This window comes from Streptomyces sp. NPDC050806 (genome assembly GCF_055586425.1).
The window spans coordinates 288,225-307,144 of the sequence record NZ_JBVJIF010000008.1; the positions used below are offsets into that span (position 1 = coordinate 288,225).

The 18,920-nt window shown below is 74.1% G+C and carries 16 protein-coding genes; 6 read left to right on the forward strand and 10 right to left on the reverse strand.

The features are described from left to right. Positions 1-18 precede the first annotated feature (18 nt). Together ACZ6WH_RS26150 and ACZ6WH_RS26155 are read right to left on the reverse strand one after the other, a co-directional pair. Positions 19-1,077: an aldo/keto reductase gene (locus ACZ6WH_RS26150; protein WP_469731081.1), complete on the reverse strand. Its 1,059-nt coding sequence runs from the start codon at positions 1,075-1,077 to the stop codon at positions 19-21. A gap of 110 nt (positions 1,078-1,187) precedes the next feature. After that, positions 1,188-2,378: a thiolase C-terminal domain-containing protein gene (locus ACZ6WH_RS26155; protein ID WP_469731083.1), complete on the reverse strand. Its 1,191-nt coding sequence runs from the start codon at positions 2,376-2,378 to the stop codon at positions 1,188-1,190. Between the two features lie 197 nt (positions 2,379-2,575). Here ACZ6WH_RS26155 and ACZ6WH_RS26160 point away from each other — a divergent pair, with 197 nt between their 5' ends. Together ACZ6WH_RS26160 and ACZ6WH_RS26165 are read left to right on the forward strand one after the other, a co-directional pair. Further along, positions 2,576-3,772 (forward strand): acyl-CoA dehydrogenase family protein, encoded by a 1,197-nt coding sequence (locus tag ACZ6WH_RS26160; protein WP_469731085.1) that lies wholly within the window; start codon positions 2,576-2,578, stop codon positions 3,770-3,772. Then, on the forward strand, positions 3,772-4,272 hold the full coding sequence (locus tag ACZ6WH_RS26165; protein ID WP_469731087.1) for a nitroreductase family deazaflavin-dependent oxidoreductase: 501 nt from the start codon (positions 3,772-3,774) through the stop codon (positions 4,270-4,272). The genes ACZ6WH_RS26160 and ACZ6WH_RS26165 overlap by 1 nt, the downstream gene beginning before the upstream one ends. 259 nt (positions 4,273-4,531) lie before the next feature. On the opposite strand, the gene ACZ6WH_RS26170 is transcribed toward ACZ6WH_RS26165, so the two are convergent. Further along, positions 4,532-5,179, reverse strand: a complete 648-nt coding sequence (locus tag ACZ6WH_RS26170) for a TetR family transcriptional regulator (RefSeq protein ID WP_432855862.1) — start codon at positions 5,177-5,179, stop codon at positions 4,532-4,534. A 250-nt stretch (positions 5,180-5,429) separates the two neighbouring features. Between ACZ6WH_RS26170 and ACZ6WH_RS26175 the strand changes: the two genes are divergently transcribed. Together ACZ6WH_RS26175 and afsK are read left to right on the forward strand one after the other, a co-directional pair. Further along, entirely contained in the window at positions 5,430-6,194 is a 765-nt protein-coding gene (locus ACZ6WH_RS26175) for a VOC family protein (RefSeq protein ID WP_469731089.1), read from the forward strand. 705 nt (positions 6,195-6,899) lie between these two features. Further along, positions 6,900-9,497: a protein serine/threonine kinase AfsK gene (gene afsK / locus ACZ6WH_RS26180; protein ID WP_469731091.1), complete on the forward strand. Its 2,598-nt coding sequence runs from the start codon at positions 6,900-6,902 to the stop codon at positions 9,495-9,497. Positions 9,498-9,526: 29 nt separating this feature from the next. Here the strand turns inward: afsK and ACZ6WH_RS26185 are convergent, their stop codons facing one another. Continuing rightward, the gene (locus ACZ6WH_RS26185; protein ID WP_469731093.1) at positions 9,527-10,405 is read right to left on the reverse strand and encodes a hypothetical protein; all 879 of its coding nucleotides are present in this window, start codon (positions 10,403-10,405) and stop codon (positions 9,527-9,529) included. A 120-nt stretch (positions 10,406-10,525) separates the two neighbouring features. Here ACZ6WH_RS26185 and ACZ6WH_RS26190 point away from each other — a divergent pair, with 120 nt between their 5' ends. Next, the gene (locus ACZ6WH_RS26190) at positions 10,526-11,029 is read left to right on the forward strand and encodes a hypothetical protein (RefSeq protein WP_469731095.1); all 504 of its coding nucleotides are present in this window, start codon (positions 10,526-10,528) and stop codon (positions 11,027-11,029) included. A 12-nt stretch (positions 11,030-11,041) separates the two neighbouring features. On the opposite strand, the gene ACZ6WH_RS26195 is transcribed toward ACZ6WH_RS26190, so the two are convergent. The 3 genes from ACZ6WH_RS26195 to ACZ6WH_RS26205 all read right to left on the reverse strand — a co-directional run bounded on the left by ACZ6WH_RS26195 (position 11,042) and on the right by ACZ6WH_RS26205 (position 13,557). Continuing rightward, the gene (locus ACZ6WH_RS26195; RefSeq protein WP_469731097.1) at positions 11,042-11,818 is read right to left on the reverse strand and encodes an enoyl-CoA hydratase/isomerase family protein; all 777 of its coding nucleotides are present in this window, start codon (positions 11,816-11,818) and stop codon (positions 11,042-11,044) included. Further along, the gene (locus tag ACZ6WH_RS26200) at positions 11,815-12,240 is read right to left on the reverse strand and encodes a Zn-ribbon domain-containing OB-fold protein (RefSeq protein ID WP_469731388.1); all 426 of its coding nucleotides are present in this window, start codon (positions 12,238-12,240) and stop codon (positions 11,815-11,817) included. The genes ACZ6WH_RS26195 and ACZ6WH_RS26200 overlap by 4 nt, the downstream gene beginning before the upstream one ends. A gap of 165 nt (positions 12,241-12,405) precedes the next feature. Continuing rightward, a complete protein-coding gene (locus ACZ6WH_RS26205) occupies positions 12,406-13,557 on the reverse strand; it encodes a lipid-transfer protein (RefSeq protein ID WP_469731099.1) in 1,152 nt (383 codons plus the stop codon). Positions 13,558-13,734: 177 nt separating this feature from the next. On the opposite strand from ACZ6WH_RS26205, the gene ACZ6WH_RS26210 reads away from it, so the two are divergent. After that, on the forward strand, positions 13,735-15,600 hold the full coding sequence (locus tag ACZ6WH_RS26210; protein WP_469731101.1) for a FadD3 family acyl-CoA ligase: 1,866 nt from the start codon (positions 13,735-13,737) through the stop codon (positions 15,598-15,600). A gap of 52 nt (positions 15,601-15,652) precedes the next feature. On the opposite strand, the gene ACZ6WH_RS26215 is transcribed toward ACZ6WH_RS26210, so the two are convergent. Genes ACZ6WH_RS26215 through ACZ6WH_RS26225 form a run of 3 tightly spaced genes read right to left on the reverse strand, consistent with a single transcriptional unit; the run spans position 15,653 to position 18,902 of the window. Continuing rightward, positions 15,653-16,873: a cytochrome P450 family protein gene (locus ACZ6WH_RS26215; RefSeq protein WP_469731103.1), complete on the reverse strand. Its 1,221-nt coding sequence runs from the start codon at positions 16,871-16,873 to the stop codon at positions 15,653-15,655. Further along, complete coding sequence (locus ACZ6WH_RS26220) at positions 16,798-18,333, reverse strand: cytochrome P450 (RefSeq protein WP_469731105.1); 1,536 nt, start codon at positions 18,331-18,333, stop codon at positions 16,798-16,800. The genes ACZ6WH_RS26215 and ACZ6WH_RS26220 overlap by 76 nt, the downstream gene beginning before the upstream one ends. Continuing rightward, entirely contained in the window at positions 18,330-18,902 is a 573-nt protein-coding gene (locus tag ACZ6WH_RS26225; protein WP_432864445.1) for a GTP-binding protein, read from the reverse strand. Before ACZ6WH_RS26225 ends, ACZ6WH_RS26220 begins: the two co-directional genes overlap by 4 nt. Positions 18,903-18,920 lie beyond the last annotated feature (18 nt).

Consider the following 18,920-nt stretch of genomic DNA (forward strand, 5'->3'; position numbering starts at 1 on the left):
CACCGTGCGGGCCGGTCGCTAGCGGACCTCGTGCACCGTGCGGCGGTGGGTGGAGCGCCGGTCGTCGATGTCGGACCAGCGGTCGCCGTACACCGTCTCGGTGATCCCCGGCTCGCGCAGGAACTGGTGGGGGAAGCCGAGGGGCACCGCGCTCGCCTCGTCCAGCCGGGCCACCGAGTCGGCGTCCAGCCGCACGCCGGTCGCGGCGAGGTTGTCCCGGAGCTGGCTCTCCTTCGTGGCGCCGACGATCGGGATGATGTTGCCGGGCCGCTGCCGCAGCCAGGCCAGCGCGACCTGCGCCGGGCTCCAGCCGCCCTGCTCGGCGATGTCCAGGACCGCGGAGAGGACCGCTTCCTCGGTGTGGTCGGTGCGGTTGTCCCCGTCGTGGGTGGTGAGCCGGCCGGACTCGCCGCGGCGGTACTTTCCCGTGAGCTTGCCGGCGGCCAGCGGCGCCCAGGCGAGGACGGCCAGGTCGAAGGCGCGGGCCTGCGGGAGCAGTTCGCGCTCCGGCGTGCGCTCCAGCAGGTTGTAGCGCAGCTGCGAACCGGCGAAGGTGGTCCAGCCGCGCAGTTCGGCGAGGGTGTTGGCCTGCGCGATCTCCCAGGCGGGCCAGTCGGACACCCCGACGTACAGGACCTTGCCGGCCCGCACGATGTCGTCCAGCGCCCGCATGACCTCCTCGACGGGCGTGAAGTTGTCGCGCGCGTGCACCCACAGGATGTCCAGACGGTCGGTCCGCAGCCGCTCCAGGCTCGCCTCGACCGACTGGACGAGGTTCTTGCGGTGGCTGCCGCCCGCGTTCACATCGCCCTTGCGGGTGGCGCAGGTGTACTTGCTCGCCAGCACGAACCGGTCCCGGCGGCCGGCGAGCAGGCCGCCGACGATTCGTTCGGCGCTGCCGTCCGTGTAGTTGTTCGCGGTGTCGAGGAAGTTGCCGCCCGCGTCGGCGTACGTGTCGAGGAGGCAGCGGCTGGTGTCCTCGGTGGCGCCCCAGCCCCACTCCTCGCCGAACGTCATGGTGCCCAGGCTCAGTTCGCTCACCCGGAGACCGGTCCTGCCGAACAGTGTGTAGCGCATCGCTCCCCCTCGGGTCGGGTCGTGGACCGGACGCTACGAGCTGGAGCGTGCTCCAACGCAACCCCGGCCCAGGGCTCAGCGCCCCCGGAGCCGGCCCCTCGCACCACCCGTCAATCGGCCCCGAGCACCACCGTCCCCGAGGAGCAGAACCAGCCGCCGGTGCCCGAGGCGACAGCGAGCCGCGGCGGACGCCCGCCGGCCCGGCGTACCTGGCGGCCGTCGCCGGCCTCGCCGCGCAGCTGTCGTACGGCTTCCACCAGCAGGAACAGTCCGCGCATCCCGGGGTGGCAGGCGGCCAGCCCGCCGCCGTCGGTATTGGTCGGCAGCGCGCCGTCCCGGAGCAGCCGCCCCTTCTCCACGAACGCGCCGCCCTCGCCCTTCGGGCAGAAGCCGAGGTCCTCCAGCGTCACCAGCGTCATGTAGGTGAACGCGTCGTAGATCTGCGCGACCTCGATCTCCGCCGGGGAAACGCCCGCCCGTTCGAAGGCCAGCCGTCCCGAGACGGCCGCCGGGGAGACCGTGAAGTCGTCCCATTCCGACATCGCGCTGTGCGAGACGGCGGTGCCCGAGCCGAGGATCCACACCGGCGGCCGGGCCAGGTCCGGTACCCGGTCCTCGGCCACGAGCAGGACGGCGCAGCCGCCGTCGGAGCGGATGCAGCAGTGCAGCTTGGTGAAGGGGTCGGCGATCATCGGGCCGGACAGCACGTCGTCGGTGGTGATCGGGTCCCGGTACATCGCGTCCGGGTTGGCCGCGGCGTTGGCGCGCGCCTGCACGGCGACCTCGGCGAGCTGTTCAAGCGTCGTGCCGTACTGGTGCATGTGGCGGCGCGCGGCCATCGCGTACTTGGCGATCAGGGTGTGGCCGTACGGCACCTCGAACTGCAGCGGGCCGCGGGCCCCGAAGGAGAGGTCGGCGGTGCGGCGCCGCGCCTTGAGGTCGGCGCGGGCGGTCGAGCCGTACACCAGCAGTACCGCGTCGGCGTGCCCGGCGGCGATCGCGTCGGCGGCGTGCGCGGCCATCACCTCCCACGTGGCGCCGCCGACGGACGTCGAGTCGACCCACGTGGGGCGCAGGCCGAGGTACTCCGCGACCTCGATGGGGGCGAGCGTGCCGAGCCCGGCCGAGGCGAATCCGTCGACGGCCGAGCGGTCCAGCCCGGAGTCGGCCAGCGCGCGGCGGGCGGCCTGGGCGTGCAGGGCGTAGGGGGTGGCGTCGTCGACCCGGCCGCAGTCGGCCAGCGCCACTCCGGCGACGGCGACCTTGCGGGTACGTGCGGGAGTCCCGGTCCCTGGAGTCATGAATCTGACGGTACATCAGATAACGACGGCCGGGCAGGGCGGTGCAGGGGACGGGCGGGTTGGTGCACGCGGCTGGGAGGTCGGTGCGTACGACCGGGAGGTCGGTGCACGGGGCTGGGAAAGTGCGCTGCTGCTCCCTACCATGACGGCCCGTCAGATCAGACGGGTATCACCGTACGGCCGGGAGGAGCCCGCCGATGGATGCCGCGTTCACCGAGGAGCAGGACGAGGACCGCCGCCGCGCCCTGCGCGCACTGCTGCGGGCCCACCACGGCCCGGACGGACCGGGGGCCGCCGGGGAAGGCCCGCGGGACCACGACGAGGAGTTGTGGCGGACTCTCGCCGGGCGGCTCGGACTGCCGGGTCTCGTGCTGCCGACCGCGTACGGCGGCGCCGGCCGCGGGGCCACCGCACTGGCCCTCGCCTGCGAGGAGGCCGGCCGCGAGCTGCTGCCCTCGCCCCTGCTGCCCACCGCCGCGCTGGCCGCGCCGCTGCTCCTCGCGCTCGGCAGCGAGGCGCAGCGCAGCGCGCTGCTGCCCGCCCTCGCGGCCGGCGAGCTGACCGGCACGCTGGCCGTACCGGGCGCACGGCTGGCCACCGCGCTCGCGCTCACCGGGCCCAACACGGGCGACTGGGCGGGCGGCGGCCGCGCCGGTGGCATCCAGGCCCGGGCCGACGGCAGCGGCGGGTGGCGGCTCTACGGGGAGGCCGATCAGGTGCTCCACGGATACGGCGCCGACGTGCTGCTGGTGGCCGCGCGTGCCGGGGCGTACGCACACGGCCGCACGCTGCTCTTCGTCGTACGTGCCGGCGTACCGGGCCTGCGGCGGACCCGGTCGGCCGCGCTCGACGAGACCCGGCCGCAGGCCCGCCTCGAACTGCGGGACGTGCCCGCCGCGTTGCTGGGCGAGGACGAGGAGGGTGCGGGCGTGCCCGCCGCGCTGGCCGCTGCGGGGGCGACGGCTGCCGCCGCGCTGGCCGCCGAGGCCGTGGGCGCGGCCGACGCCGCGCTGGCCCGCGCCGCCGCGCACGTCCGGTCCGGCACCGGCGACCCCGCGGTGCGGCACCGGCTCGCCGACCTGTACGCCGCGGTGCGGTCCGCGCGCGCGGCGGCGTACTGCGCCGCCTGGGAGGCGGACGCCGGACGCGGCGCGCCCGGGGAGTGCGGCCTCGCCCCGGCGCAGGCGCTGGAGACGCTGCGTGCCGTGGCGGCCGAGGCCGTACAGCTGCACGGCGGTACGGGCTCCCCTGAAGAGCGCGCGGCGCAGCGGTACGCCCGGCGCGCGGCCGGCGACGAGCTGCTGTTCGGCCCGGCGCACCGGTTGCGCGCGCACGCCGCCGACATGTGCGGCCTGTTCGCGGAGCGCCGTACGGGAGCGGCGGTGCCGGCCTGATGGGGGCGACGGGAGGGACGGCGGTACCGGTGCGGTTCGGGGTGCGGCTGGTGCAGAAGGTGTCGGCGACCCGGGTGTTCGCCAGGGCGGCGCCGCACCTCGTGCCGGCCCTGGACCGCGCCGTGCACCGGCTGACCCGGGGAAAGGTGCTGCTCAGCGCCCGGATGCTGCCGGGCGTCCTGCTCACCTCGACCGGCGCGCGGAGCGGACTGCCGCGGCGTACCCCGCTGGCCTGCATGCCGGAGCCGGACGGCGGCTGGGTCCTGATCGGCAGCAACTTCGGCCGGCCCGGACACCCGGCCTGGACCGCGAACCTCCTCAAGCACCCGGATGCCGAGATCAGTTGGCGGGGTCGCGACATCCCGGTCCGTGCCGTGCCGCTGACCGGGCCGGAGCGGGACGCCGCCTGGCGGGCGGTGCTGGCCTTCTGGCCGCCGTACGCCGCTTACCAGTCACGGGTGACGCGCGAGATCCGGCTGTTCCGGCTCGTCCGGCGCTGATTCCGTAGGGACCGCCTACGCACCCCGTACGGCGTACGGACGCGTCCCCGCCGCCGGGTACGGGATCGGCTGCGCACTCGGTACCGGGCGCGGATACGCATCGGGCACCGTCCGGCTCCCATGGGAGCCGGACGGTGCCCGATGCGGTGTGCAGATATGGCAGGACGAAGGGCGGACCGGCGAGGACGCGTCGGCAGCACGGCGTGCCGAGGCCGTCGTCGCCTCGTACCGGGGGCGGCGGTCGCACGCCGCGCCCCGGTTACTTGGCGGGCTTCTTGCCCGTGACGCCGAGGTGGACGAGCAGCGCGAGGTTCGGCTTGAGCTCGGCCTGCTTGACGCCCCAGCTGGTGAAGCCCTTCTGGTGGCCGGCGACCGCGGCGAGCATGGCGACCAGCGAGCCGGCCATCGCCGCCGGGCTGACCTCCTTGTCCACCTTGTTCTTGGCCTGGAGCTCCTTGATGGAGTCCGTAAGGGAGTTGGTGACGGCGTTCAGGATCTTCATGCGGATCTTGTAGAACCGCTTGTCGCCCTCCGCCGCACCGAGATCGACGACGCGCAGGATGGCGTCGTGCTTGCGCCAGAAGGAGAGGAAGCCGTCGACCAGTTCCTCGGCCGTCTGGCGGCCGGACTTGCCGACCCAGGAGCGCCCGGCGACCAGTTCGGTCAGGTTCGCGCCCTCCTTGGCCATCTCCTCGGCGATCTCGAGGACGGCGCCCTCGACATCGGGGAAGTACTGGTAGAACGTCGCGGGTGAGGTGCCCGCCTTGCGTGCGACGTCGATGACCTTGACGTCCCGGTACGGGGACGAACTGAGCATCTCGCTGAGGCAGTCGAGCAGCTTCTGCCGGGTCGCCTGCCCGCGGCGGCCGGCGACTCTGCCGTCGACGGTTCGAACTTGTCCTGTCATGCCGTCAGCTTACCGAGGGGTGATCGGAGCGCGATTTGGCTGCCTGCAAATGGGGATGGGGCGCAACGGGCCCCGAAGGGGCTTCTGCCGCCTGACTTCGGGGCCGCGAATCCGGTCCGGCCGCTTTGGCCTGAACAAGTGAATCGTCTTATCAACAGCCTGTGGACAATCTCGATGGACAACCTCCCGGGGGTATCGCCGGAGGCCGCATCCGGGGGCGCACGCGGAGATCCCGGGCTAATTTGTCCGTATGACGGCTTTTGTGGATGGCGCGCCCTGCTGGGCGGACGCGATGCTGCCCGACCTGGAAGCGGGCAAGCGCTTCTACGGTGAGCTGTTCGGCTGGTCCTTCGTGGGCAGCGATCCCGACTTCGGCAGCTACGCCACCGCACTGCTCGACGGTCGGAAGGCCGCGGGGCTGATGCCCAAGAGGGACGGCCGGATGCCCACCGTGTGGGGCGTCTACTTCGCGTCCTCCGACCTCGCCGCCACCGTGGCCGGGGTCCGGGAGGCGGGCGGCCAGGTGATCACGGGTGTCACGCCGGTCGGCGACCTGGGCGCGATGATGCTGGGCGTCGACCCCGGGGGAGCGGTCTTCGGTGCCTGGCAGGCCGGCCGGCACGAGGGCTTCGAGGCGCGGGCCGAGCCCGGCTCCTACGTATGGATGGGCCTCAGTACGCGGGCCCCCGAGGCGGTGGACGTCTTCTACGGGGACGTCTTCGGCTTTGAAGGCGTGACGGATGACCCGGGGGCCACCGCGACGTTCCTGCCGTGGCGGGTCGCGGGGCAGGAGCGCGAGATCGGCTGCCGGATCGTGCTGGACGCGCGGGCGCCGGCCGAGCTGCCCGCGCACTTCACCGTCTTCTTCCTGGTGGAGGAGATGGAGACGGCCGTGCGGACGGTGGTCCGGCAGGGCGGCAAGGTCCTCAGCGAGCCCCAGGGGACGCCCGGCGGCCCCCTCGCCCTGGTGGTCGACAATCAGGGCGCGGCCTTCGGGCTGATGGCCCCGAGGTAGCCGGTGGCCCCGCAGCGGGCGCGGCCATCGGGGGCGCTCTCGCCTCCCGTCTTGGCCACCACACCCGTCCCTCCCGCCTCAGAAGTGTGAACGTTTGCTTGACGCCTCGCGGTGCATAACCTGTCAAGACGGCGCAAAAAGTCACTCCTCTTGCCAAGTAGGCGTGCCCGTCCGGCAATTAGTTCGTGGTCATGGCCCCCGAACGGCTTTCGGCACAGCAGAATTGGGGCCAGAGGCAGCTCCCGTTGCCGGGCCGCGGGCGGCGCGGTCCGGCAACGGGTCCGCAGGCTCCGCGGAATCCGTTGAGCGAGCGGGACGAACAGTACGTACGGGGAAGTGAATGGCGACGACGGACGGCACACCGGTGCACGGACCGGAGCCCGGGGAGATCAGGCCGGGGCGTACGGCCGTGACCTCGGCCACCCGGTGGTCACCGGACATATGTGCGACCGGCGTGTGAACCGGACCCGGCGGGCTTCCGCACGTGGGGTGTAACGGCAGGTAACGACCCCTGTGCGTACCGCTCGGCGGGACACGGGACACGGCGGGAAGCCCCCGGGTTCGCAACCGTCGGCTTCGCCAGGAAGAATCAGCATGCGTACGGCCGAATCGGCCAGGCGGTGAGACGCTGCTCGGGGCAGTGGCTCTCGGCGGCTCTTGGCTTTTGAGAGTCTCTTTGACGCCCCACGGGGAGGTGGCAGGCAAGTGGTGGAGCAGCTGACGCAGCACGATCCCCGGCGGATCGGCCCGTTCGAGGTGCTCGGCCGTCTCGGTGCCGGCGGTATGGGGCTGGTGTATCTCGCGCGCTCGGCGTCCGGCCGGCGGGTGGCGATCAAGACGGTCCGTACCGAGCTCGCCGAGGACCAGCTGTTCCGGGTCCGCTTCACGCGTGAGGTCGAGGCGGCGCGGGCGGTCAGCGGCTTCTACACCGCGGCGGTGGTCGACGCCGATCCGCGCGCGGCGGTGCCCTGGCTGGCGACCGCGTACGTCCCTGCCCCGTCGCTGGAAGAAATAGTCAATGAGTGCGGGCCGCTGCCGGCCCAGGCGGTGCGCTGGCTGGCGGCCGGCGTCGCCGAGGCCCTGCAGTCCATCCACGGCGCGGGGCTGGTCCACCGTGACCTGAAGCCGTCGAACGTGCTGGTCGTGGAGGACGGTCCCCGAGTGATCGACTTCGGTATCGCCAGCGGGGTGTCGAACACCCGCCTGACGATGACGAACGTCGCCGTCGGCACGCCCGCGTACATGTCACCCGAACAGGCGCGCGACTCGCGCAGCGTCACGGGCGCCAGCGACATCTTCTCGCTCGGCTCCACCCTGGTCTTCGCCGCCACCGGACACGCGCCCTTCCACGGCGCCAACCCGGTCGAGACGGTCTTCATGCTGCTGCGCGAGGGCCCGGACCTCGAAGGGCTGCCCGACGAGCTGCGGCCGCTGATCGAGTCCACGATGCAGATGGCCGCCGAACACCGCCCCAGCCCCGCCGACCTGCAGTCCCAGCTGGCGCCGCATCTGTTCGGATCCGGTACCGACGACAGCGGTACGGCCTCGGCCTGGCTCCCCGGGAACGCCGTGGGCCTGATCGAGAGCCGGCGTGGCGGCCGGGTCGCGGCCGCGCGGCAGGCCGCCCAGCGGGCCGCCGCCTCCTCGGGGCGCGGCGCCCGTGGCGCGTACTCCGAGCAGGAGCGGCCGCCCGTCGCCCCGCCCGCGCAGCCGCCGGCGCCGCCCGCCTCCCGGCCGGCCCCGCAGCGCCAGGAGAGCGCGCCGATGCCCGCGGCCACGGGCGATCCCGGCTGGGCCGCTTCCGCGGCGGTCGGGCCGGGCGCACGCCGGATCGGCGACCCGCGCGGCGGCGCGCCGCTCGCGCAGGGGGCGCCCACCGGCCCGGTCGCGCCCGCCGCACCGCTGCCCCAGGAGGCGGAGGGCCCGGACGGCTCCCTGCGGCTCGGCGGCTCCGTCGCCCCGATAGGGCCCGGCCCCCGGGCGGACGCACCGGCCCCGCAGGCACAGCCCGGAGGGGCGACCAACTGGGTGCGGCCGCCGGCCGGCGTGCAGGCCCCGTCCGGGCCCGCCGGACCGCCGCCCGCGGTGCCCCCGCAGACACCGGGCCCGCAGGCCGGTCCCGGCGCGCCCGCGCCCGGCCGGCCGGGCGACCCCGCGGCGCAGGGCGGCCCCGGCCGCTGGCGCCCCTGGCGGTTCCGCATGTCGAACGACGTGTGGGGCACCCCGGTCGTCTCCGGCGACCTGCTGTACGTCACGTCCTTCGAGGTGCACGCGCTGGACGTGGCCAGCGGACGGCGTCAGTTCAAGACCCGCGAGGTCGCCTGGGCGATGGCCGTCTCGGACGGCCGGATCCACGCCTCGGACGGCCCGAGCCTGTACGCGCTGGACGCCACCGACGGCTCCGAGCTGTGGCGGCTGAACACCGAGGGCTGGGTCTACAGCCTGGGCGTGGACCGCGGCACGGTCGTCACCGGCACCCGCGGCGGCGGCGTGCAGGCCTGGGAGGCGGCCAACGGCGAGCTGCTGTGGGAGATCGGCGGCGCGCAGACCGACTTCGAGACCGCCGAGTCCGGCCCGGTCGTGCACGAGGGCACGGTCTACGTGTGGGCGGACGCGCGGCTGAAGGCGCTGGAGGCCCGTACGGGCGCCGAACGCTGGTCGTACCCCGTGGGGGACGCGGCGTCCTGCGGCGGGGTGCCGGTGCGCCTGCTGACCGCTCCGGACGGCGTGGTCTACGTCGTGGCCGGCACCCGCGTCCTGGCCATCGACATCAGCCGCGGCGACGTCCGCTGGCATTTCGAGGCGCCCGCGGTCTTCCTCTCGCCGCCCGCCTACGCCCCCGGGCCCGCCGTCACCGGCGGCGGCATCTACCTCGCCGACTACCTCGGCACGGTCTACGCGCTGGACGCCAACGACGGCCGGGACCGCTGGCGGATCGCCACCGAGGCGCGCCAGTCGACCGAGCCGGTGCTGGTCGCCGACGGCGCGGTGCACCTGGGCAGCGGCAACGCCCTGTACACGCTGGACGCGGTGACGGGCACGCCCCGCTGGCGCTTCCAGGCGGGCGGCGAGGTCATCGGCGCGCCGGTGGCCGCGGACGGCCGGGTGCACTTCGGGTCCGCCGACCACTGCCTGTACACGCTGGACGCGATGGGCGGACAGCTGCGCTGGAAGCTGGCGACCGGCGGCGAGATCACCGGTACCCCGGTGGCCGCGGCGGGCGTCGTCTACGCCTGCAGCAAGGACCGCTGCGTGTACGCGCTGGACGCGGCCAAAGGGACCGGACAGGCGCGGCGCTCCTAGGAGCGCCGCGCCTGTCCGGGCCTGAGGTCTCAGCGCTCCTCGGGCGGGCGGTCGCGGCCCTGCTGCCGCTCGTCGCCCGGGATGCGCGGCAGCCGCTGCGTGGGCCCGGCGGGCTCGTCCCGGTAGGGGCCGTCCGGCGGCGTCCCGTCGGGGCGGGGCTCCTGCGGCACGGCCCGCGGCGTACCGGCCGGCGGCGTCGTGCCGTCGTGCGTCGGCGGCCAGGGCTCCTGGTGGGCGCCGCCGAGCGGTCCCGGCCCTCCGTAGGGCACGTCCGGGTGTCCCGTGTACGGCCCCGGGCCCGGCGGCTCCCCGTAGGCATAGGGGCCGCCCCGCGGCTCGCCCTCGTAGGGAGGGGAAGCGCCGCCCTCGTACGGAGCGGGGGCGCCGCCCTCGTAGGCGTACCGGCCCTCGGGCTCTCCGTAGGGCGTCGGTCCGTAGGCCTGCTCGTCGTCCTGCTCGTCCCTCCTGCGGCGTCTGCGGGCGCGTACGCGGCGGCGGCCGCTCATCATGAGGGCGCCCAGCAACAGCAGGATGCCGCCGCCCACGGCCGCTGCCACGCCGACGCCCAGCCCCCTGCCTCCGCTCCCGGCGGTGAGGCTGCCGGCGGCCTGGCCCTGCCGCACCATCCACAGGACGGTGAAGCCCAGGACGACCAGGCCGGCGAGCGTGACGAGCAGCCGCGACCTCAGCAGGACGCCGAGCAGCGTGAGCACGGCCCCGGCCAGCATCGGCAGCAGGAGCGAGCGCATGACGTCCGCGCCGGTGCCGGTGATGCCGTTGAAGAGGTCGGCGACGCGGAAGTCCTCGCCGTGACGGCCGTCGTACCAAGGACGGAAGGGGCTCCATACGGCGGCCGCCGCTCCGATGAGGGCGATCAGGGAGCCGATGACGTTGCGAACCACCAGCATCGCCTCGTTTCGCTTCGCTGATGTCCTCCACCGCCGACGCTACGCCGTGCCGCCGGGCCCCGCCACGGCAATGCGGTGGCTGTATCGTGACGTGTGCTCGTCAAGCACTCGGGGGATTTCATGGCACGCCGTCATCTGCGGCTCACGGCCGTCGTGGCCGTCGTTCTCGTCACGCTCACCGGCTTCCGGCCGCACGGTCACGGCAGTCACGGCGGCGACGGTGGCGGCGGAGGCTGCAGTGCGCACTCCAGCAGCGGCGGTTCCCACGGCAGCAGCCACCACTACGACGATGACGACTACTCGGGGAGCGGGGGCTCGGACAGCAGCCCGAGCGATGCCGCGACGCCGCTGGGCACCGTCGTGGAGTGCGTCTCGGAGCACCCGAAGGCGAAGCGGCCGGGCGCGAAGGTCCGGCTGACGGGCAACGACCCGTACGCCGACGTGACGATCACGGTGGAGTTCCGCGGCGCGGACGGCTCCGTGGTGGACACCGGCGAGCGGACGGTCGACCCCGCCCTGGACAACGAGGACGACATGGCCGGGGACCCGGTCTTCCGTATCCCCATGGCCCACCCCGACCGGGCCGGCAAGGTCACACGCTGTGAGGTGCGCAGCGTCGGCTGACCCCGCGGCGGATCACCGCACCCGAGGGGCCGTCCCCTTCCGCCGCTCCTCGAAGAGCCCGGCCTGCCGCTCCGGCGGCAGGTTGCCGAGGGCGATCAGCTGCGGGGCGTGCGCCAGCGCCCGCTCGCGGGTCGCCTCCTTGGCCGCCCAAAGGGCCCGTACGGTCCCCTGCACGGCCTCGGTGGGCTGTGCCGCGATGGTCTCGGCCACCCGCAGCGCGGCCGGCACCGCCTCGCCCGGCGGCGTCAGCTCCGACACCAGCCCCACCTCGTGGGCGCGGCGCGCGCCGAGCCGCTCGGCGGTGCCCGTCAGCGCGAGCCGGGCGATCTCCCCGTACGGCATCCGCTGCGCCATGAGCACCGACTCGTACGCGCTGACCATGCCGTACGTCGTGTGCGGATCGAAGAACGTCGAGGTCTCCGACGCCACGACGAACTCGCACTCGCCCAGCAGGTAGAAGGCGCCGCCGCAGGCCATGCCGTCGACCGCGGCGATCACCGGTTTCCACAGGTCGGCCGCCTTGGGGCCGATGCGGAGCAGCGGGTCGTCGAGGGAGTAGGGGGACGGCGGCTGCGGCACGCGGACCGAGCGGTCGATGCCCGTGCAGAAGGCCCGGCCGCCGGCGCCGGTCACCACCGCGGCGCGTACGGTGCCGTCGAAACGGAAGGCACGCCAGGCGTCCGCCAGTTCGCCGGCGGTCTCCAGGTCGATGGCGTTGTGGCGGTCGGGCCGGTCGAGGGTGACCAGCGCGACGCCCGCGCCGGCCCGGGTGTCGACATGTACGGTCACGGGCGCTCCAGCAGCCAGCGCGGCACGGTCACGCCGTCCGCCAGTTCGTGGAAGGCCACCTTCACCGCAGCGCCGATGCGCAGCCGTTCCGGGGGAACGGAATCCAGCGCTGCGCCGGGGGCGCTGACGAGGTTGCCGACCAGCCGGATGCGGGGCGCCTCGGCCAGTTCGACGACGATCGCGTTGTAGGGGGCCAGGGCCGCGTACGCGGGCAGCAGCGGCGGGTGCGGCCGGACGTAGGACCAGATCCGGCCGCGGCCGCTCATCCGCCGCCACTCGCTCGCGAAGGACTGGCAGCGCGGGCAGCAGGGGCGGGGCGGGAAGCGCAGTTCGCCGCAGTCGGCGCAGGCCTGGACGCGCAGTTCGCCGCGTGCCGCGTACGCCCAGAACGGTGCTCCGTCCTCGTCGGGGACGGGGAGCAGGAAGCCGTCGGCGGTGAGGGGCTCCCCGGCGGTGGCGGTGGGCGCGGTGGCGGCGGGTTCGGCCGCGGGCCCGGCCGCTGCGGGAGAGTTATCCACAGGCCGGGCCGGCGTGGTGCGGCTGTCGGCGGCCGGTGTCACACTCGGCTTCATGAACGTCACAGTGGGTCAACTCCTCAGCAGGAGAGCGGAAGTCGGGACGCATTCGCCGGCGGTGACCAGGCAGGTCGCGGCGTCGGGCACCTGCGCGGTGCTGGTGCCGCGCAGCTGCTTGACCCCCTCGGTGATCAGGTTGAAGCCGTGGACGTACCCCTCGGAGAGGCCGCCGCCACCGGTGTTCAGGGGGAGCCGGCCGCCGATCTCCAGGGCGCCGCCCTCGGTGAAGGCCGCGCCCTCGCCGCGCCCGCAGAAGCCGTAGCCCTCCAGCGAGAGGGGGACGAGCGGGGTGAAGGCGTCGTAGATCTGGGCGACATCCACGTCCTGCGGGCCGAAGTCCGCGGACTTCCACAGATGACGTGCCGCTGTCCAGGAGGGCCCGGTGAGCGGGTCGTCGTTCCAGTAGTTGACCATGCCGTGGTGCTGGGCGGGCAGGCCCTGGGCGGCGGCGTGGACGTAGACGGGGGCGGACCGGCAGTCGCGGGCGCGCTCGGCCGAGACCAGGACGCAGGCCAGCGCCCCGTCGGTCTCCAGGCAGTTGTCGAAGAGGCAGAGCGGCTCACTGATCCAGCGGGAGGTCATGTACATCTCGCGGGTCAGCGGGCGGTCGTACATGACGGCCGCGGGGTTCTGGTTGGCGCGGTTGCGGCAGGCCAGCGCGACGTTGAAGAGGTGGTCGCGGGTGGCTCCGTACTGGTGCATGTAGCGACGGGCGAGCATCCCGATCTCGTCGGCCGGGCGGAGCAGGCCGAAGGGGCGGGTCCATTGAGCGGGGGTGGGGAGTTGAGCGGCCGTGTTCTTCCAGGGGCGGGGGCCGGAGCCGCGTTTGCGCGAGCGCCAGGCGACGCCGACGGTGGCCTGGCCGGTCGCGATGGCGGCGGCCAGATGGGTCACGGTGGCGCAGGAACCGCCGCCGCCGTAGCCGGTCTTGGCGAAGAAGGTGACGTCACCCGCGCCGATGGCCTTGGCGACCTCGACCTCGTCGGTCTCCTCCATCGTGTAGGAGGCGAAGGCGTCGACCTCGGAGGGGGCGATGCCGGCGTCGGCGAGGGCCGCGGTGATCGCGCGGCAGGCCAGTGTCTTCTCGGACTCGGGGAGTTGCTTGGCGAACGGCGTCTGGCCGATGCCGACGATCGCCGTAGCGTCCTTGAGGGCCGTCCCCATCGCCACCTCCGTGCTCGGTCGTCCGTACTGACAGCCGAGGAGGCTACCGCTAATCTGACGGGTAGTCAGCTAACTGGCACAGGGATCTCCCGGCCGGTACGCGCCGCACGGCCCCCGGGCGGACTCCCGGACACCCCGTACGGCCCGCACCGCCGCCGGGGGAGAGAGGCAGGGGCGATGCCCGGCGACGTGCAGCGGCAGCGGGACGACGAGGGCGCCGGTGCCCCGCCCGGGAGCGGCGGGGCCGGCGGAAGCACCGAGAGCACCGAGAGCGTCGAGGGCGCCCGGAGCCCCGAGGGGGGCGAGCGGGTCGAGAGCGTCGAGGGCCGCGTCGGCGACGGGCCGGGGGAGGCGGCCGCCGGGGCGGGCGAGGCGGCGGATCCGCGTGCCGATGTGGAGTTCGGGACGCTTCCGCGGCTGGTGCGGGCGGCGGCAGCGCGCTACGGCGCGCGCGAGGCGGTCGCCGAGGGACGGACCCGTGTCTCGTACGCCGAGCTGGGCGTGCGGGTGGAGCGCGCGGCCGCGGCCTGCGTCGCCGCCGGGGTCGCGCCCGGCGACCGGGTGGCGGTGTGGGCGCCGAACACCACGGACTGGATCGTCTCCGCGCTCGGCGCCGTCTCGGCGGGCGCGGTCCTGGTACCGGTCAACACCCGCTTCAAGGGCGCCGAGGCCGCGGACGTCCTGCGCCGCACCCGCGCCCGGCTGCTCTTCGTCACCGGCACCTTCCTCGGCACCTCGTACGTCGCCTCGCTGCGCCGGGCCACCGCGGAAGGTCCCGGGAGCGGCCCGCTGCCGGGGCTGCCGGACCTGCGCGACGTGGTGGTGCTGGCGGACGACGCCCCCGTCGGCCTGCGCACCTGGCGGGAGTTCCTGGCCGGCGGCGAGCGGGTGCCCGCAGCGGCCGTACGGGAGCGCGCGGACGCCGTGCCGCCCGAGGCACCCTCGGACATCGTGTTCACCTCGGGCACCACGGGCCGCCCCAAGGGCGCCGTGATCACCCACGCCCAGACGCTGCGCGCGTACGGCGTCTGGAGCGAGCTGGCGGGGCTGCGCGAGGGCGACCGCTACCTCGTCGTCAACCCGTTCTTCCACACCTTCGGCTACAAGGCGGGGGTCCTCGCCTGCCTGCTGCGGGGCGCCACGATCGTGCCGCAGCCGGTCTTCAGCGCCGACACCGCCCTCGCCAACGTCGCCGCCGAGCGCATCACCGTCCTGCCCGGCCCGCCCTCCCTCCACCGGCAGCTGCTGGATCACCCCGCGCGCGAGCGGCACGACCTCTCGACGCTGCGGCTGGTGGTGACGGGCGCTGCGGTGGTGCCGCTGGAGCTGGTCGAGCAGCTGCGCGGCGAGCTGGGCGTCGCCACCGTACTGACCGCGTACGGCCTGTCGGAGAGTTCGGGCGTGGTGACGATGTGCCGGCGCGGCGACCCGCCGGGGATCGTCGCGGGCACGTCGGGCCGGGCGATACCGGGCACCGAGGTCGCGGTGGTCGACGCGAAGGGACACCCGGTGGCGCCGGGCCGGCCCGGCGAGGTACGGGTGCGCGGCTACCACGTCATGACGGGCTACTTCGAGGATCCCGAGGGCACCGCCCGCGCCGTCACGCCCGACGGCTGGCTGTGCACGGGCGACGTGGGCGTCCTGGACGAGGCGGGCAATCTCCGGATCACCGACCGCATCAAGGACATGTTCATCGTCGGCGGGTTCAACGCCTATCCGGCCGAGATCGAGCAACTGCTGCTCCGGCACCCGGACGTCGCCGACGCCGCCGTGATCGGGATACCCGACGCCCGGCTGGGCGAGGTCGGCCGGGCGTACGTGGTGCGGCGCCCCGGCGCGACGGTGACGGGGGACGAACTGATCGTCTGGTCGCGCCGGGAGATGGCCAACTACAAGGTGCCGAGGGAGGTGAGCTTCCTGCCCGAACTGCCGCGCAACGCGGGCGGCAAGGTCCTCAAGGAACGGCTCCGCCGCACACCGACGGCCGCGGCCGGCCGGGCCACCGGCGGACCGGCGACCCGTGGCCGGCCGGTCGGCGGCTGAGACGTACCGGCCACCGGCTGCGGCGGACCGGCCACCGGCTGAGGCGGTCCGGTCAGCGGTTGAGGCGCACCGGTAGCGACTGGAGGCCGTTGCCGATGAAGGAGCCGGTGGCCCGCAGTTCGTCGGCGGACACCGCGAGCTCCAGGTCCGGGAAGCGCTCGAAGAGCGCGGGCAGGGCGGTGCGCGCCTCCATCCGGGCCAGCGGGGCGCCCAGGCAGTAGTGCACCCCGTGGCCGAAGGCGAGGTGCTCGCGGTCGGCGCGGCTCAGCTCGAAGGTGTCCGCGTCCGGCCCGTGCCGCTCGGGGTCCCGGCCGGCCGCGGCGTAGGCGGCGAGGATCGGGTCGCCCTGCCGGATGACCGTGCCGTCCGCCAGCGGGATGTCCTCGACGGCGTACCGCAGCGGCAGGTTGGCGATGCTGGGCGCCCAGCGCAGCGTCTCCTCGATGACGTCGTCCCAGCCGGCCCGCCCCTCGGCCAGCAGGGCGCGCTGCTCGGGGTGGACGAGCAGGGCGTGGACGGCGTTGCCGATGAGGTTGACGGTGGTCTCGTAGCCCGCGCCGATCACCAGCAGGAGGGTGTCGAGCAGTTCCCGCTCCTCCAGGCGGGAGCCGTCGTCGTCGCGGGTGGAGACCAGCACGCTGGTCATGTCGTCACCGGGCTCGCGCCGCTTCAGCGCGATCAGGTCGCCCAGCACGGCGGCGATCTTCGCGGCGGTGGCGGAGGCCTGCTCCGGGGTCGCGGAGGTGTCCATGACCTCGTCGATGACCGAGCCGACCTCGACCCGTGACTCCTCGGGAATGCCGAAGAGTTCGCAGATCATCCGCATCGGAAGGGGGAGTGCGTAGGAGGAGATGAGATCGACCGGCTCGCCGGCGGGGACCGCCTCCAGGTCGGCCAGCAGCTCCTTGGTGATCCGCTCGACGCGCGGGGCCATGGCCTCGGTGCGCCGTCCGGTGAAGGCGGGCGCCACCAGCTTGCGGAGCCGGCGGTGGTCGGTGCCGTAGGCGGTGAACATGTTGGTCACCCCGACCCAGGACTGCAGCCAGCTGTCGTGGTGTTCGCCGTTGCGCCAGGCCGGCCAGTGCTGCCGCGGGTCCTTGCTGACCCGGTCGTCGGCGAGCAGCCGCTTGAGCAGGCCGTGCCCGCCCACCGACCAGGCCTGGATACCGCCGGGCAGCTCGATGAGCGCCGCCGGGCCTATCGCGCGGAGGCGGGCGGCCTCGCCGGGGAGGTCGGTGCCTGCCGGGTCGATGGCGACGGGCTGCTGTCCCATGGGGTAGCTCCTGCCTGATCGGGGGTGAGGGGGGTGAAGCGGGCCGGAAGCGCGGCCAGCGCGCGGTGGAACGCGCCGACCCGCCACTCCAGCTGCTCGAACGGCACCGTGAGTTCGATGTCGGAGAGCCAGGCGGTGAGCCGCTCGATCGCGGTGGTCGCGATGAGCAGCGCGGTGGGGCGTACGGGGCAGGCGTGCGGCCCGGCGGCCCAGGACAGGTGCGCGCCGCCGCCCGCGCGGGGCTGCTCCAGCGGCGTGGTGCCGAACTGCGCGTTGGCCGCGGCGTACGAGACCAGGGTGAGCTGGTTCGCGCGGATCCAGGTGCCGTGGAAGAAGACGTCCCGGCGGGGGTAGTGCGCGGAGTAGTTGCCCAGCGGCGGGTCGTTCCACAGCACGTCGTTGATGGCGTCGCGGGCGGTGAGCGCGCCGCCGGACAGGGTGCCGTAGTACCGGTCGTCGGAGAGCATGCGGGCGAGCGCGTTGCCGATGAGGTTGGTGGTCGGTTCGTGCCCGGCGCCCATGGTGATGACGATCTGGTGGATCAGTTCCTCGTCGGTGAGCCCGGCGGGGTGGTCCATGAACCAGGAGGTGAGGTCGGGGCCGCGGCGCTCCTTCTTGGCGGCCACCAGCTCCATGATGTAGCCCGTGAAGTTCTCGTTGGCCTTCGCGGCCTGCTCGGGGGTGGCCCCGTCCAGCATGTCGGCGAGGGCGGAGATCAGCCGGTCGCTGTAGGAGTCGGGGAGCCCGAAGACCCGGTTGAAGATCATCAGGGGCAGGCTGCGCGCGTACTGGGAGATCAGGTCGACCCGGCCCTCGGCGCCGAACCGGCTGATCAGCTGGTCCGCCGCGCCGCGCACGTAGGAGCGCAGCTCGTGCGGCTCGATCAGCGCGAAGCTGTCGGTGATCACCTTGCGGTAGCGGTCGTGCGCCTCGCCGTCGCTGAAGAACACGTTGGGCCGCCAGGCCAGCATCGGCATGACCTGCGAGTCCGCAGGTACGGTCGGCATCCAGGGCCGGGAGTCCTTGGACCAGGTGGCCTCGTCGTTCAGCAGCTCCAGTGCGGCGCGGTAGTCGGTGACCAGCATCGCGGGCACGTCCGGCGCGATCTCGACCTGCGCGACCGGCCCCTGCCGCCGCAGCACCTCATAGATGCCGTGCGGGTCGGCCGCGAAGTCCGGGCCGTACAGCCGCACGATGTCCTGCGCGGGGTCGTAGGGCGCGGCGTGGGACGCCTGGGGCGGGAACGGGGCTGCCGCGCCGCCACCGTGCGCCGGGCCGCCACCGTGCGCCGGGCAGCCGGGGGGCGGCTCGGCCCCGCCGGGAGCGGCGTTCTCCGGCGGCAGCGCACCGGCCCCGTACGCGGGCGACGGCGCACCGGTCCCGTAGTCGGGCGCCGGGGCGCCGTTCCCGTACGCGTGGTTCTCGGGCGGCAGGGCCCCGGGCTCATGGGGGGAGGTCATGCGGTGTCTCCGGGCGTGTGGTCCAGGACGTGCCCGACCAGGGCGATCAGTGCGTCGAGGGACTGTTCGCGGTCGCGCGCGTCGCACACCACCAGCGGGGTGTCGTCGTGCAGGTCGAGGTGGTCGCGCAGGGTTTCGACGGGGTGCGCCGGTGCGTCGGGGAAGGCGTTGACCGCGACCGCGTACCGCAGCCCGGCCTCCTCGATGATGTCCATGACCTCGAAGGAGTCGGCCAGCCTGCGGGTGTCGGCCAGGACCAGCGCGCCGACCGCGCCGCGCGCGATGTCCTGCCACAGCGGCCGGAACCGCTTCTGGCCGGGCGTGCCGAAGAGGTACAGCACCAGGTCGCCGGCGAGCGTGATCCGCCCGAAGTCGATGGCGACGGTGGTCGTGGTCTTGTCACGCACCCCGGCCAGGTTGTCGACGAACGCGCCGGTCTGCGTCATCACCTCTTCGGTGTGCAGCGGCGGGGTCTCCGACAGGGCTCGGATGAACGTGGTCTTGCCGACGCCGAAGGGGCCGGCGACCAGCAGCTTCACCAGGGTCTGGTCGGTGCCGGACAGGTACATGGCGCCCTCGGCGGCGCT

Bases quoted from the DNA above. Each gene is read 5' to 3' on its own strand.
- ACZ6WH_RS26170 (WP_432855862.1), bottom strand. From the start codon at position 5,179: ATGACAGGACAAGTTCGAACCGTCGACGGCAGAGTCGCCGGCCGCCGC.
- ACZ6WH_RS26225 (WP_432864445.1), bottom strand. From the start codon at position 18,902: ATGTACCTGTCCGGCACCGACCAGACCCTGGTGAAGCTGCTGGTCGCC.
- ACZ6WH_RS26165 (WP_469731087.1), top strand. From the start codon at position 3,772: ATGGGGGCGACGGGAGGGACGGCGGTACCGGTGCGGTTCGGGGTGCGG.
- ACZ6WH_RS26155 (WP_469731083.1), bottom strand. From the start codon at position 2,378: ATGACTCCAGGGACCGGGACTCCCGCACGTACCCGCAAGGTCGCCGTC.
- ACZ6WH_RS26185 (WP_469731093.1), bottom strand. From the start codon at position 10,405: ATGCTGGTGGTTCGCAACGTCATCGGCTCCCTGATCGCCCTCATCGGA.
- ACZ6WH_RS26150 (WP_469731081.1), bottom strand. From the start codon at position 1,077: ATGCGCTACACACTGTTCGGCAGGACCGGTCTCCGGGTGAGCGAACTG.
- ACZ6WH_RS26190 (WP_469731095.1), top strand. From the start codon at position 10,526: ATGGCACGCCGTCATCTGCGGCTCACGGCCGTCGTGGCCGTCGTTCTC.
- ACZ6WH_RS26220 (WP_469731105.1), bottom strand. From the start codon at position 18,333: ATGACCTCCCCCCATGAGCCCGGGGCCCTGCCGCCCGAGAACCACGCG.
- ACZ6WH_RS26215 (WP_469731103.1), bottom strand. From the start codon at position 16,873: ATGGGACAGCAGCCCGTCGCCATCGACCCGGCAGGCACCGACCTCCCC.
- ACZ6WH_RS26175 (WP_469731089.1), top strand. From the start codon at position 5,430: ATGACGGCTTTTGTGGATGGCGCGCCCTGCTGGGCGGACGCGATGCTG.
- ACZ6WH_RS26205 (WP_469731099.1), bottom strand. From the start codon at position 13,557: ATGGGGACGGCCCTCAAGGACGCTACGGCGATCGTCGGCATCGGCCAG.
- ACZ6WH_RS26210 (WP_469731101.1), top strand. From the start codon at position 13,735: ATGCCCGGCGACGTGCAGCGGCAGCGGGACGACGAGGGCGCCGGTGCC.
- ACZ6WH_RS26160 (WP_469731085.1), top strand. From the start codon at position 2,576: ATGGATGCCGCGTTCACCGAGGAGCAGGACGAGGACCGCCGCCGCGCC.